Here is a 13526-nt window from a genome sequence, read left to right as displayed (position 1 = left end):
GCCCCCCGTTTCGCCGCTGTAAAAGCTTTATAAAACCGTTTACAGGGCGATTGCCCGCAATCCGCGCCGGAATCTGCACAAATTCCCAGCCCGCCGGTTTTGCCCGCGTACAAAAGACCTCCTTCGCCATCGCCCCTAAGCTGGCCCCATTCAATCGAAACGCAATGGGAAAGCCAGTGAATCTGGAAATTTTCAAACCCGGCACTTTTACCGATGTGAGTGGCAAAACCCTGTCATTCAGCCAGGCCGATATTCAGTCCACTAAAGATGCCTACAACCCAGCGGTATTTCGCGCACCGCTGGTGGTGGGCCACCCCAAGGTCAATGACCCGGCCTACGGCTGGGTATCCTCCCTGGACTTTGCCGGCAGCGTCCTCACTGCCGAGCCCGACCAGGTGGAACCGGAATTTGCCGAAATGGTGAATACCGGCCGCTTTCCCAAAATCTCCGCGAGCTTCTTCCACCCGGAATCCACCAACAACCCAGTACCCGGTGTTTGGTACCTGCGTCATGTGGGTTTTCTCGGTGCCGCCGCACCGGCCGTAAAAGGTTTGAAGGAAGCGAGCTTTGCCGGCGATGGCGAAGATATTTTTACGGTGGAATTTGCCGGGGCCGACTTCGCCGACAGCTGGCTGGTGGGCCGCTTGATGCGCAACCTGCGCGACTGGATGCTGACGAAATTTGGCGCCGACGATGCCGACAAAGTGGTCACCGATTGGATGGCCCGCGACGCCGAGCAACTAGCAGAAGCATCACCCAGCCCCGATTTCGCCCAACCCAATGACAAAGACACCCCAACCCCACAATCGGAGGAACTCCCCGTGGATGATGACAAAGACAAAGCCGCGAGTTTTGCCGACCGTGAAAGCGCTTTGCAAACCCAGCAGGCGCAACTGGAGGCCCGCGAGCAAAAGGTGGCGGAACAGGAAGCGGCTGCGCGGGAAAAGGATATCGCCAGCTTCGCAGACCAATTGGTGGACAGCGGCAAACTGTTACCTCGCGAGCGCAATGGCATCGTAGCCCTGATGGCCGGCCTGGCAGATACCGACGCCCTGAGTTTTGCCGAAGGGGATGGCACGGTTGAGAAAAGCGCGCCGGATTTCCTGCGGGATTTCCTCAACAGCTTGCCCACCCGCGTAGATTTTGCCGAACGCAGTGCCGCCGAGGATGAGACCACCCAAGCGGCCAGTTTTGCCGCACCCACCGGCTACTCCGTCAACCAGGACAAGCTGGCCCTGCACAACAAAGCGCTGTCTTACCAGAGCCAGCACAAATGCGACTACAACACCGCCCTGGCAGCGGTGAGTTAATCGGGAGCCCCCATGCAATCTATTTCTCTGCTTACGCTCACTCTCGCCGCCACGGCAGCCATCAGTGCCGGGCGTTTTACTGCCGGTGATGGCACCACCGCCAGTGCCGGCGGTAACGCCCTCGGCGTGTCCCGCTGCAGCGCCGAGGCCGGTGAGGATTTTCCGGTGGATGTCATCGGCACCGCCCAGGTAACTGCCGCCGGCGCCATTGCTGTCGATGACGCCATCGAAGTGGGGGCCGATGGCAAGGCCGCCACCAAGTCCTCCGGTGTCACCGTGGCCCGAGCCCTGCAAGCCGCCAGCAGCGATGGCGACTCCATCGAAGTGCTGTTAATCGCCAACTAAGGAAAGCGCCATCATGACCCAGATGAACAACCAACAGGTGCGGGTGATTGATCCCATCCTCACCACCCACGCCCAGGGCTACCGCCACCAGACCCATGTAGGCATCGTGCTATTTCCCCGCGCGCCTGTCGCAGTGAGCGGCGGCCAAATACTGGAATTTGGCAAGGAGGCATTCCGTCTCTATAACGCCCGCCGCACCCCCGGCAGCAGTACCAAACGCGTGCAGTACGGCCACGCAGGCAAGCCCTTTGCGCTGGTACAGGATGCACTGGAGGGGATGGTGCCACGGGAACACTTGCGCGATGCGAGCCAGGTACCCGGCATCAACCTGGGCCAGCGGGCCGTCAACAACACCATGGGCAGCTTATCTTTGACCCTGGAAGTTGAGCAGGCCGAACTGGCCCGCAACCCGGACAACTACGACAACGACCACAAGGTGGATTTGGCCTCTTCCCAGTGGACCGATGACAACAACAACCCTTGCAAAGATATTCGCACTGGCCAGGAGGCGGTGCGCGAAAGCATCGGGATGGATGCCAACACTCTACTGCTTTCTGCCAAAGGTTTTGCCGCAATGCGGGAAAACCCCTATGTGCTGGAGCGTTTCAAATACACCAGCAAGGATTCCATTACCGCCGCCATGATTGCCGCTTTGTTGGATATCGACAAGGTAGAGGTGGGCAAGGCGGTCTCTGCCGATGCCAATGACAAATTCAGTGATGTCTGGGGTACTGATGCCATCCTCGCCTATGTCGCCCCTCCCGGTGGTGATAACAGTGCCGACGCTGCTGAACCGAGTTATGGCTACACCTACACCATGGACGGCCACCCCCTGGTGGAAGAAGCCTATTACGACAACAACGCCAAGAGCTGGATCTACCCGGTGACCTACGAACGCCGCCCAGTGCTCTCTGGTATCACCGCCGGCTACCTAATGCGCAATGTTGGCTGATTCCCAACCTGAGTAAGGGGTGGCGGTCGCTTTCGCTGGCATCGCCACGCAGCCCCTAATCAGCGAATCAACCGGCAAACCTTGGGGGGGGCAGATAGTCCGGGGGTGGAATAGGAAACCCCTCGCTTTTTTCACAGCAGCGGCAACCGCCGCGAAGGGAGAAACCCTTGACTAAGCAAATTTACAAAGTGCGCCAGCCTGTAAAGGTGGCCGGCAAAATTATCAAAGCCGGCACCGTTAGTTGTACCCAGCAAGAGGCAGCGCCACTGCTGAAAAACGGCAGCCTTATCGAGGCCGGTACCAGTGCCGGCGATGGTGAAATTTCCATGGAAGTTTTCGCCGAAGCTGTAGCCCAACTGGATACAGAAAACTCCGAGCACTGGACCAACGCCGGCGCCCCGGATATCAAAGCCTTAAACAAAGCCGGCCTGAAAATATCCGCCGCCGAGCGCGACGCACTCTGGGCAGAGGTCGATAAAGACTGATGTATATCTCCCATGCACAACTGGCTGAACGCCCCGGCGCCCGAGAGCTGGCCGAAGTTGCCAGCCCCGCCCACGAGGCTCTGGTGGATTACGACCTGATGCAGGCCACATTGCTGGGCGCTGATCGCAGTGCCTGGTCCGCCGCTGAAATTATCGTGGCAGACAACACCCTGGTGCGGATTGATGACGCCATCAGTGATGCCAAATCGGTGATCGATGGGTTTTTAGGTCGCCGTGGTTATCTGCCCCTAGACCCGGTACCGGGCATTGTTACCACCTGGGCCAGGGCAATTTGCCGCTATCTCCTGCACCAGGATCGCATCAGCGGCGAGAGTGACGACCCCATAGTGCGCGACTACCGCGATGCCCTAAAGTTGCTGCAACTCACCGCAGACGGCAAGTTTTCCCTGGGCCTCGAAGATACCAGCGCACAGCAAGGCATTGGCCAGCCAGCCACTACCACCGGGGCCAGTACCTTCCGGGATAACCTGGCAGATTACTGATGAACGAACCACTGGATACCGCCGTTATCGAGCAGCGCCTGCGCGACCAGGTGCCGGCGTTGCAACAGGTGGGCGGCGCTGCTGAATATGCAGGGATCAAAGACTTAAAGAGCTTTCGCCCCGGCAGTGCCTATGTGGTGCTCGCCAATGAGGAGGATGTGCCCGAGTCTGACAGCCGCTCCCAACGCCGCCCCAGTGGCCAGCAGCAAGTCAAAGCCACCATCGGCGTGATCGTCGCCGCGCGTAATTACCGCGACAAAACCGGCAGCGAAGCATTACAGGAAGCGAAACCACTGATCGGCGCCGTGCGCACCGCACTGCTGAGCAATTGGATTCCGGGTGGCCAGTTACAGCGCCCACTTAAATGGCTGCGCGGCGATGTACTGGACCACGACCGCAGCACCTTACTTTGGATCGATGTTTTCTCTATCACTTATTTCATGGGGGACACCACGTCATGACCGCCAAGCAAACCGCCGCAAAAAGGGTAAAAGTCACTCTAATCGAGGCGCACACCCACCGGGGCCGGCCCTGCGAAAAGGGCGAAAAAATTGAGGTTACCGAAAATCAGCGCGACTGGCTTATCCAGCATAAAAAAGTCGCCGCACCAGGCAAATAAGGAGCTGCAGCAATGCAAGACTTTTCCCTACAGGGCAAGGTATATCTGGGCGATCGCCTATCCACCGGCAAGCCGGGCAAAATGCACTGGGTCAACGATGTCGGCCTGCTGAATATTACAGCCAATGTCAGCTCGGAGAATCGCCAGGAATCCTACAGCGGCCAGCGCCTCACCAGCGCCACCTTAAACACCGGCACCGAGGTCAGTTTCTCCCTGACCCTGTATCACGCTACCGCCAGCAACCTGGCCATGGGGCTCTATGGTAGCGAGCGCACTGTAACCAGTTCGACAGTGACCGACGAAGCCATCCCAGAAGTGGAAGACGGCGATTCTGTGATATTGGATCGCGGCAATATTTCCAGCCTGGTAATCACCGACTCCAATGGCACCCCGGCCACTTTGGTGGACGGCACCAATTACCAGGTTACATCCAGCCCTGGCGGAATTCTGGAATTTTTAGATGTCACTTCCTTTACCCAACCGTTTAATGCCGATTACTCCCACGGCGCCAGCACCGATATCACCATGTTCACCGAGTCCCCGCCGGTGCGTTACTTGATGCTGGATGGCGTTAACACCGTAGATGGTAGCGGCGAGCGAGTACGCGGGCGCTTATACAAGTGCAAATTTAATCCGGTGAGCCAGCTGGATTTGATTAACTCCAGTTTTGGTGAACTGGCGCTGACAGGTACAGCGCTATTCGATGCACTGTCCGACCCGGATGAAGCCCTGGGCGGTTTTGGCCGCATCGAATTACTGGATTAACCCATGGCCAAAAAGTTGGAAAAAAAAGCGTCTGCAGAATCCCAGGATGACCTGGAGATTCTGCACCCAGAGCGCACCCTGACCATTGCCGGCGAAGTAATTACCGTGCGTGAATACGGCTTTGTTGAGGGGTTGCGCCTGCGTTCACTGGCAGCGCCATTTCTCAAGGCGCTGCACCAGGTAATGGGCAACGGTGCGGCGCTCTCCCTGGAAGCGGTGCTGGATATCATCGCCGAGCACCACGAAATTACACTGCAGCTAATGGCCATCGCCATCGACCGCGATAACGACTGGCTACACGACCTCAATGATCCCGATGGCAACAGGCTGCTGATGACTTGGTGGGCGGTGACTGGCCCTTTTTTTCTGCGCTCTGTGCAGCAACGCCGGATCGCGGAACTGGTCGCGAGCAGAGCGCAAAAAACCGTACCCGCTGGCGAGACATCTACACCACCCTGATTGCCAACGGACACCCCCCGGAAAAAATCGGCAGTTATACCGAGCGGCAATTAATGCTCTACCACGATGCGGCCCTGCGCCGCGAGCGACACCAACGCGCCGGTTTTTTTTCCGATATACGCGCCGCATTTGTTGCCGACAAAAACGACAGCCAAAAGCACCTTCGCAGCCTGATTAAAGACTAAGCCAGCAGCATTCGCCGCTGGCATTTTTGCCCTTGTTCAAAAGACGTTTCCCCCTGCACTCGCCATGATGCCCCCATGGCACAACAAAACCTTGAACTCGCCCTCCGCATTCGCACCGATTTAAAGAATGCAGCCAAGCAGCTCGACGACTTCGAGAAAGAGCTGGATGGTGTTTCAGTCGCGGCCGCTGAGGCAGACACAAGCCTGGATAAAGTCACCGCGCCGCGCAAGGCGGAATCTAGTGGGCAACTAGAGCAACTAGAAAAGGATCTGGAAAACGTTTCTGAGGCAGCCCGTAATGCTGATGCGGCTTTGGAAAAGACAACGGCTGTAAAAGATAACGGTACAGCCAAACAGCTGGACAAAATAGAAAAAGAGCTGATTGATGTTACGACTGCGGCAACAAAAGCCAGCACAGGTATTAAACAAGTAACCGCATCTAATCAAACCTCTGCGACCAGTAAAAATACGGCGGCGGTTAAAGCCAATAACGATGCTATGCGTGATGGTGCCATCTCCGCCGGCCAGTACAAACAGGCCATGCGCCAGCTGCCGGCACAGATTACCGACATCACCACCAGCCTGGCTTCCGGTATGCCCATTTGGCTGGTGGCCATCCAACAAGGTGGGCAGATAAAGGATTCGTTTGGTGGCACCCGTGAAGCCGCCAAGGCCCTGGCCTCAACGATTAAACCCATTCCACTATTGCTCGGCGGCCTCGCTGCCGCCACTGCTGTAGTCGTACTGGCCCATGAGCGGGGCGCGGCCGAGAGCCGCCGCTATACCGAAGCCCTGATCCTGAGCGGTAACGCCGCCGGCACCAACAGTGGCCAACTGGCGGAAATGTCCAAGCGCCTCGACCAGGTCGCCGGTACCCGGCGCCAGGCCGCTGCCGCCCTCGCTGACATTGCCCAAAGTGGCAAACTTTCCGCCGAGCAAATCGAGCAGGTGGGCCTGGCAGCGGTGAAAATGCAGCTGGCTACCGGTCGCGCAGTGGATAAAACCGTGGATCATTTCCTGCGCCTGGCAGATGACCCGGTGCAGGCTATTGCCAAGCTCAACGAGCAATACCATTTCCTTGACGCCGCCATCTATTCCAATATCGCCGCTCTGCAGGACCAGGGCCGCGAAGTGGAAGCGGTGCAGCTTGCCCTGGAAACCTATGCCACAGAGATGAACCGGCGCAGCGATGAGCTGGTGGACAATATAGGCTGGCTGGAAAAAGGCTGGCGGGGATTAAAGACCGCAGCCGGGGAAAGCTGGGATGCCATGCTGGGCATCGGCCGCGCGGATACCCTGGAAGACCAGTTGGAGCGCGTCAACCAGCGCATCCGTGAGCAGCAGGAAATACGCCAGGGGCGCCGCCGGGGAAATGTCACTAACCTCGGCGATCTCTCCGCAGAAAAAGCGCGCCTGGAATTGCAGATCCAGCAGCGCGATGAGCAATCCGCCCGCGAGGGTGAGCGCCGCCGCATCGATGCAGAGGCTATTGCGGCGATGCGCGAAGTGGACCGCCTCACTCAATCCAATCTCAGTAAAGAAGAAAAACGCCTGGCGGCCCTAAAGGAATACCGCAATCAATTGGAAGCCATCCGCCAAGCGAATCCCGATGACCCGCGCCTGCAAAGCGACACTATCGCCAACAATATTGCCGGGATAAATGCCCGTTACACCGACAAGAAAAGCATCGACCGCGAAAGCAAAAGCTTGGAATCCTTTGTTGCCCAGCTTGAGCGCCAGGCGGAAGTCCTGGGCAAAAGTGCTGCAGAAACCCGCGCGTACAATATCGCCGAAAAAAGATTAAGCGGCGAATTGCTCGCCCGCGCTCAAGCCGCCAATGCCGTAATCACCGCCCAGGAAAAACTCAACCAAGCGACGGCGGATGCCAAGCAATTAGCCACCATTGAAAACCGTCTCCTCAGTTTGCAAGGCCGTACTGCCGAAGCCCGCAGCAATGACCTGGAAAATCAATACGCAGATTTGCTGCTGCGCCTTCAGGCTCGCAGTGATACCGCTGGCATCGAACTGGTTAACAGCCTGATCAATGTAGAAAAAGCCCAGGCGCAACTGGATGAACTCCAGGCCCAAGTGGCTCGCGTGCTGTCGGAGCAAAACCGACAAGAACAAACCATCCAGGCGCAGCAGGAAGCCGGCCTAATTACCGAATTGTCTGCCCGCGAGCAGCTGCTGCAATTACACCGCGACACCACCGCTCAGGTGGAGACGTTGATACCACAAATGGAAGTCCTGGCCGAGGCAACTGGCGACCCCGATGCCATTGAGCGCGTGCGCCAGTTGAAAGCCGAAATAGAGCAACTGCGCGTGACCACCGAACGCTATGGCTCCGTGGCACAGGATGCGTTTGAAGAGAGCATCACCGATGGCCTAGTGGCCCTCGCCAGTGGGGCCGAAAGCCTCAGCGATGTAATCCAGGAAGTCATTGCCTCTATTGCCCAGGCCATCGCCAGGCTTGCCGCTGAAAAGGCAGCCGCACAGATCACCCAAATGGCTGTCTCGGCAGTGAGTGGCTACGCCGACGGCGGTTACACCGGTGCGGGCACTAAATACCAGGTGGCCGGCGTGGTCCACGCTGGCGAATACGTGCAACCCGCCGAAGTCATGCGCGAGCCCGGTGCCATGGCCTTTATGGAGAATTTCCGCCGCGAGGGGATGCGCTCCCTGGAGCGCTTCCGTGGCTACGCCGAAGGCGGCCCGGTCGGTTTATCCGCAGCCAATTACGACAGCCCCGCACAGACTCTCGCCGCCAGTATGCCGGAGATGACTGTTAGGCAGCGCCTGCTGCCGGTGCTGGACAAAGATCTGATTTCTGATGCCCTGCGCGGACCCGAGGGCGAGCAATTAATCGAACTACATATCAAACGCAATCCGGGAAAATTCCGGCAAATGTTGGGGGGGTAATGAGTATTTATCGGCAGGCTGTGGCAACCAATCATATTGATTTACTGGACCAAGTAGTGCGCCTAGTAACCGGCGCCGGAGAGGTTAGTAACCTGAGTTTTTCCGGTACCGGCAATGGGCAACTACACAACCCAGACGCACACCCCGCAGCGGTGACTGAAACCTGGACCATCACCTGCACCGATGCCACGTTCCCCGCCACATTTTCCGTGCAGGGTTCCATCTCTGGTGCGCAGGCTTCGGCCATTGTGGGCACTCATTACGATAACGCCCTGGTGCTATTCGACCTGGCCGCCGGTGATACCGATTATCAAGCGGGAGATAAATTTGAATTTGATGTCACCGCCGGGGAAATGCCTACAGATGAACGCTGGGAGGTGTTGCGCATTGGTGGTGTGGCTGGAATAGAAGCGAGTTCTTACCGCACTGACAGTGAACCCTGGCGGATATTTAAAGGGCCTTATCACGAGCATTCTAACTCCTGGGCCACAGCGATCGGCGAACATGAAAACTGTTGGATCAGTTGGAAATTTTTTCGGCCCTATGAAATCTACCGCATAGAACTTCAGGCACCGGAAACTAATGCCCAGGCACCTAATAGTTTTGCCCTTGAGTGGTCCAATGATGGAATAACCTGGCACCAGCGCGAAGCGTTTTCCGGTGTCACCTGGAGCGATAACGAGAGCAAGGAGTTCTCTCTGGGCGGAGTTTCGCCGGGAGCCAAGCGTTATTGGCGTATTAAAATTTCCAACAACAATGGTTCTACTGATACCACTGCTGTACAGCAGGTACGATTCCTAGAATTCCAAAATACGGCGGACATTAATTTCGGTCGTATGGCTGCTGCCTGGCTTCGTGCGCCGGGACTTACCGGTAATGGTCCTGTCTATTTAAATTTCCAGGTGTATGACCGGCCCACTGATGATTATTTTAATCTGGCTTTAATTGGTGCTACCGGCTTTATTGATGATGGCGACATTAATGCGCAGCCTGGACTGGCAGAGATGGGGCTGCCCCTTTGGAACCAGAATATGGAATATTGGGCAGCTGTCGATGGCCAGCATATCGCCCTTAATGTCCGCGTGGATAACGGTGTGCTGCCGATCTATTTAGGAAAAATGCTGCCGTTTGGCACACCGGGGCAGTTCCCATATCCACTCCTAATCGCCGCGCCATTATCCACGCCTGCAGCCACGCGCTATTCCGATGACTCTGTCAGCTTGCCATATAAGGGTTATCGGCAAAATTTAAAATTGCGCAGCACCGATGGTAGCTGGATAACGCCCTACGTTTGGCCATACAGTTCAGGAAAAACCTTTCGCGATACCGGCGGGGATTACCCATTACTGCCGCTGACTCTCTACGACGCAAACAACACCTACGGCGTATTGCACGATATCCACTTTATTACTGGCTTTGACAATATTGCGGGCAATACCGTCTCGGTAGAGTCAGAAACTTATACCGTATTCAGTGATGGCTCTCTAACAGGATTTAATGATTACTACTGCATGAGGACACAATAATCATGGCTTACGAGACTGGTACCGTGAACTCCGCTGTAGATCTGCTAGCAGTGATACAAAGTTTTGCACAGAACAACGGCTGGACATTAAACGGTAGCCTTCTACAGAAAGATGATGCTCATATTCAACTCACGGCCAACAGTGACGACGAACTGCAAATTACTGGACTGCGAAATGGGTTGGATTCAGATCCAGATGCTTGCCCAAGGTACAGTCGTATCGCCTTTGACTCCGATACTTGGCCTACTAACGCCATCTACCATATCGCCGCATTTAATAATCCAGATACGCTCTGGGTGACAATGGTATCCGGCGTTACTGATCATTTTCATCTTGGCTTTGGCGCGTTGGAAAAAACAGGCAACTGGTCTGGCGGCCAATGGTTTCACGCTCAGCACAGCTCGAATAATGCTAACAGTACCTGCTATTCATTAGTGGACGGGGGCAGCAATTCATTTTGGGGGGGCGCTGCATCGCGAGAATGCGGACTTTTTTGGAGCCAAAAAGACGGTAGATCCTGGGACAGTAATAACCACATCAGTAAAACCAGTTATTTGCACTGCGAATTGCGCGGTTATATCTGGGAATCTACTTATTCAGCCAATGATAAGAGCAACTTAAACGTAGTACACGGCCCAACAATATTCACTCCTATCCATAGGAACAACCCGAATAGCTTTAATGGACAGACCGTATTAACCCCATTTAATTTATTTTTGCAGAATACCGATGGCCACTACATGGCCATCGGCCATGTGGGCCATGTCCGCTTTGTAAAACTCACCAACTACAACCCAGGCGATATTCTCGCCGTAGGCAGTGAACGGTGGATGGTTTTCCCCTGGCATCGCAAAGACTCTGATTATCCCGATGGCAGTGCCCCTGGTTATACCGGCGGAGCCACCTCTACGGGCTTACTTGGCATTGCTGTGCGCTATGGCGGTCCTTAACCATGGCTCAATTAAGCGGTTTTTCCCAAGGCCAATCGCAACAGTGGGCTACCGATCACCTCAATATGGTGCCTCTGGATACTCTAGGGGATGCACTGTATGAGGAGCGCGCGGTCTCGGTTATTTCTCCAGGCCAAACCGGCTCTATTAATCGCGCCCAATTTGAGGCGCCCAGACGCAATCTTTCCGGTACCAAGACTAGCGGCTTTGCCGATGACTTTTACCACCAAATCCACATCAGTCCCACCAGCCTGGAGGTGGGCAATATCTCCTCCGCGCAAACCCACCAGGTCACCGTCTGGAACGCCTACCTGGAACCGCGCACACAGACAGATTTAAGCAGCGAAAATGCCGAAGGCATCACTATAGCCGGGCAACCCAATCCGCCCCTGGTATTTGGCGCGCTTCAGGAAAGGGAGTGGGAGTTGCAGATTTTGACGGATGGCCCCGCCGTGATCAGTGCGGAAATCACCTGGCAATTTGCCAATGGGGATTCCGCGCTACTGACTATTTCCGGCAACCGGGTAATGGCTTGGCCATTTGCCCCGGATTGGAGCCAGAGTGTGCATGAAATGCTGGAATGGCTCACCGATATTTTGCCCAGCCGTACCGCTGTAGAACAGCGCCGCGCACTGCGGGAATTTCCCCGTCGCTTTTACAGCTTTCAAACGCTGACCACAGGCGCCGACCGCACCCGTTTGGATCTAGCCCTGTACGGTTGGGGCGCAAGGGTTTGGGCACTGCCCATTTGGCATGATGTGCAGCTGCTGCCAGCGGTGGCTGCAGGCAGTGAGGAAATTACATGTACAACGGAATACCGCGATTTTGCAGCAGGTGGAACTGCGTTGCTGCTGGGGGAAAACGCCATCCAGTACGAGGTGCTTAATGTACGGGCCATTCAATCCGACCGCCTGCAATTAATCGACCCGGTGCAAAATTACTGGCCCCAGGGTGTCCGCTTGTTCCCTATGCGTAATGCACGCTTGGTGGCACAACCCCAAATGCAAAAGCACTCCGGTGCGACAGTGCGCGCCGAGGTGGAATTTTTGCTGGAGGAGCCCACAAGCTGGCCCACCGACTCTTTACCCAGTTACCGGGGATGGCCGGTGCTAGAAGTCCCAGCGGCGGAGAGTAGCGACCTGAGCAGCTCCTATATTCGTTTGCTGGATTCTATTGATAACGGCATCACTAACCCCGCGATCAATGAGCCCATAGAGCTGGGGTTTTCACTCCAATCCCACCGCTGGTTAACCTTCGGCGCTGAGGAGCGCGCAGCACTGCGCAGCTTTATATATACGCTTTGCGGCCGTCAAAAATCAGTATGGTTGCCCACCTGGATGGAAGATCTGCAACTGCTAGAACCGATTCCGACGAACAGCAGCAGCCTTGATATTGCTCATGTTCACTATGTGCGCCTGGCTGCGCTATCCGAAGGCCGGCGGGATCTGCGTATCGAATTGCGTGACGGCACCACCTTGTATCGTCGTATTACCAATTGTGCAGAGGTGGACAGCCAGATGGAACGCCTTGCCCTAGATAGTCCACTGGATCGCACCATTGATCCCACAGAAGTTCGTCGCATCAGTTTTATGGCGCTGGTGCGGGCCGACAGCGACCGGGTGGAACTGAACCATATCACCGATAACGAGGGTGCGGCCTCGGCCCAAATTCTATTCCGCGGGGTACGTGATGACCTTTAACGACCGCGAAATCTCCATCGCCGATGGACAGCCCGTGCGCCTGTATGAATTTGCCCTGGGGCCGCAGCGCTGGCTGTACACCAATGCCCAGTTGGGAGTGGTCCACAACCTACAAACTTATATCAGTTGCCCCGGTATTTCCGACGATGGTATCCGCCAAACCGGTGAGGCCAGCGCCGACTTGCTCACTATTACCGCGCCGTTGGATTTCACTCTGGTCAGCCTCTACCAGGTTTACCCACCCTCTATCCCGGTCAGCATTACCGTATATGACAAGCATCTGGGCGAAGATGACGCCCTGGTGGTGTGGGTAGGAGAAATCGCCGATGTCACCCGCCGCCGCGATCAGCTCAATCTCGTATGCGCGCCGCTGTCTTCCAGGGATACCACCGGGTTGCGTTTAACTTGGGGGAGAAACTGCCCGCACACGCTATATGGCGACGACTGCGGCGTAGATAAAGAGCTGCACCGCGTTGATGCTGTGCTTGCAGAAGTGACGGGCCTCACTCTGGTGGCCTCAGAATTTGCCGCTTTCAGCGATGGCCATTTTAGTGGTGGATTTGTCGAGTGGTTCGCTACTAGCGGCACCCTGGAACAACGGGGCATCGACAGCCACAGCGGCATCAATATTACATTGTTAGGAGGCAGTCTTGACTTGGTGCCAGGGCTGGACCTCCGCGCTTATCCAGGATGTGCGCGGGTGATATCGGTGTGCGATGAGAAATTCAATAACAGCGAAAACTGCGGCGCTGTGCCCGGACTCCCTGGCATATCTCCATTCGATGGCAACCCGGTTTTTTAAGAGGGC

15 protein-coding genes are annotated in these 13526 nt (G+C 56.1%); 14 read left to right on the top strand and 1 reads right to left on the bottom strand.

The window, feature by feature from the left end; genetic code table 11:
• Positions 1-176 precede the first annotated feature (176 nt).
• The 9 genes from ACJJIQ_RS09080 to ACJJIQ_RS09040 all read left to right on the top strand — a co-directional run bounded on the left by ACJJIQ_RS09080 (position 177) and on the right by ACJJIQ_RS09040 (position 5438).
• Positions 177-1310 carry a hypothetical protein gene (locus ACJJIQ_RS09080; RefSeq protein WP_445364402.1) on the top strand — a complete coding sequence of 378 codons (1134 nt, stop codon included), beginning with the start codon at positions 177-179 and terminating at the stop codon, positions 1308-1310.
• 12 nt (positions 1311-1322) lie between these two features.
• A complete protein-coding gene (locus ACJJIQ_RS09075; protein WP_445364401.1) occupies positions 1323-1655 on the top strand; it encodes a capsid cement protein in 333 nt (110 codons plus the stop codon).
• 13 nt (positions 1656-1668) lie between these two features.
• Complete coding sequence (locus ACJJIQ_RS09070; protein ID WP_445364400.1) at positions 1669-2607, top strand: major capsid protein; 939 nt, start codon at positions 1669-1671, stop codon at positions 2605-2607.
• Positions 2608-2774: 167 nt separating this feature from the next.
• On the top strand, positions 2775-3092 hold the full coding sequence (locus tag ACJJIQ_RS09065; protein WP_445364399.1) for a hypothetical protein: 318 nt from the start codon (positions 2775-2777) through the stop codon (positions 3090-3092).
• Positions 3092-3595, top strand: a complete 504-nt coding sequence (locus ACJJIQ_RS09060; RefSeq protein WP_445364398.1) for a phage protein Gp36 family protein — start codon at positions 3092-3094, stop codon at positions 3593-3595. The genes ACJJIQ_RS09065 and ACJJIQ_RS09060 overlap by 1 nt, the downstream gene beginning before the upstream one ends.
• Entirely contained in the window at positions 3595-4056 is a 462-nt protein-coding gene (locus tag ACJJIQ_RS09055) for a phage tail terminator protein (RefSeq protein WP_445364397.1), read from the top strand. The genes ACJJIQ_RS09060 and ACJJIQ_RS09055 overlap by 1 nt, the downstream gene beginning before the upstream one ends.
• Positions 4053-4214, top strand: a complete 162-nt coding sequence (locus ACJJIQ_RS09050; protein ID WP_445364396.1) for a DUF7210 family protein — start codon at positions 4053-4055, stop codon at positions 4212-4214. Before ACJJIQ_RS09055 ends, ACJJIQ_RS09050 begins: the two co-directional genes overlap by 4 nt.
• A gap of 12 nt (positions 4215-4226) precedes the next feature.
• Positions 4227-4979, top strand: a complete 753-nt coding sequence (locus tag ACJJIQ_RS09045) for a phage tail tube protein (protein WP_445364395.1) — start codon at positions 4227-4229, stop codon at positions 4977-4979.
• 3 nt (positions 4980-4982) lie between these two features.
• Positions 4983-5438, top strand: a complete 456-nt coding sequence (locus ACJJIQ_RS09040) for a DUF6631 family protein (protein WP_445364394.1) — start codon at positions 4983-4985, stop codon at positions 5436-5438.
• Positions 5439-5488: 50 nt separating this feature from the next.
• On the opposite strand, the gene ACJJIQ_RS09035 is transcribed toward ACJJIQ_RS09040, so the two are convergent.
• Positions 5489-5647 carry a hypothetical protein gene (locus tag ACJJIQ_RS09035; protein ID WP_445364393.1) on the bottom strand — a complete coding sequence of 53 codons (159 nt, stop codon included), beginning with the start codon at positions 5645-5647 and terminating at the stop codon, positions 5489-5491.
• Positions 5648-5698: 51 nt separating this feature from the next.
• Here ACJJIQ_RS09035 and ACJJIQ_RS09030 point away from each other — a divergent pair, with 51 nt between their 5' ends.
• From ACJJIQ_RS09030 to ACJJIQ_RS09010, 5 genes are read left to right on the top strand one after another with little or no spacing between them, the layout of a single operon-like run.
• Positions 5699-8542 (top strand): phage tail length tape measure family protein, encoded by a 2844-nt coding sequence (locus tag ACJJIQ_RS09030; protein ID WP_445364392.1) that lies wholly within the window; start codon positions 5699-5701, stop codon positions 8540-8542.
• Complete coding sequence (locus tag ACJJIQ_RS09025; RefSeq protein WP_445364391.1) at positions 8542-10068, top strand: hypothetical protein; 1527 nt, start codon at positions 8542-8544, stop codon at positions 10066-10068. Before ACJJIQ_RS09030 ends, ACJJIQ_RS09025 begins: the two co-directional genes overlap by 1 nt.
• A gap of 2 nt (positions 10069-10070) precedes the next feature.
• A complete protein-coding gene (locus ACJJIQ_RS09020; protein WP_445364390.1) occupies positions 10071-11018 on the top strand; it encodes a hypothetical protein in 948 nt (315 codons plus the stop codon).
• A gap of 2 nt (positions 11019-11020) precedes the next feature.
• Positions 11021-12718, top strand: coding sequence for a hypothetical protein (locus ACJJIQ_RS09015; RefSeq protein WP_445364389.1), 1698 nt, complete (start codon positions 11021-11023; stop codon positions 12716-12718).
• Entirely contained in the window at positions 12708-13520 is an 813-nt protein-coding gene (locus ACJJIQ_RS09010) for a phage/gene transfer agent baseplate hub protein (protein WP_445364388.1), read from the top strand. The genes ACJJIQ_RS09015 and ACJJIQ_RS09010 overlap by 11 nt, the downstream gene beginning before the upstream one ends.
• Positions 13521-13526 lie beyond the last annotated feature (6 nt).

It is taken from the genome of Microbulbifer maximicatervae (SeqCode) (assembly GCF_052468295.1).
This window is presented reverse-complemented; position numbering and strand designations above follow the sequence as displayed.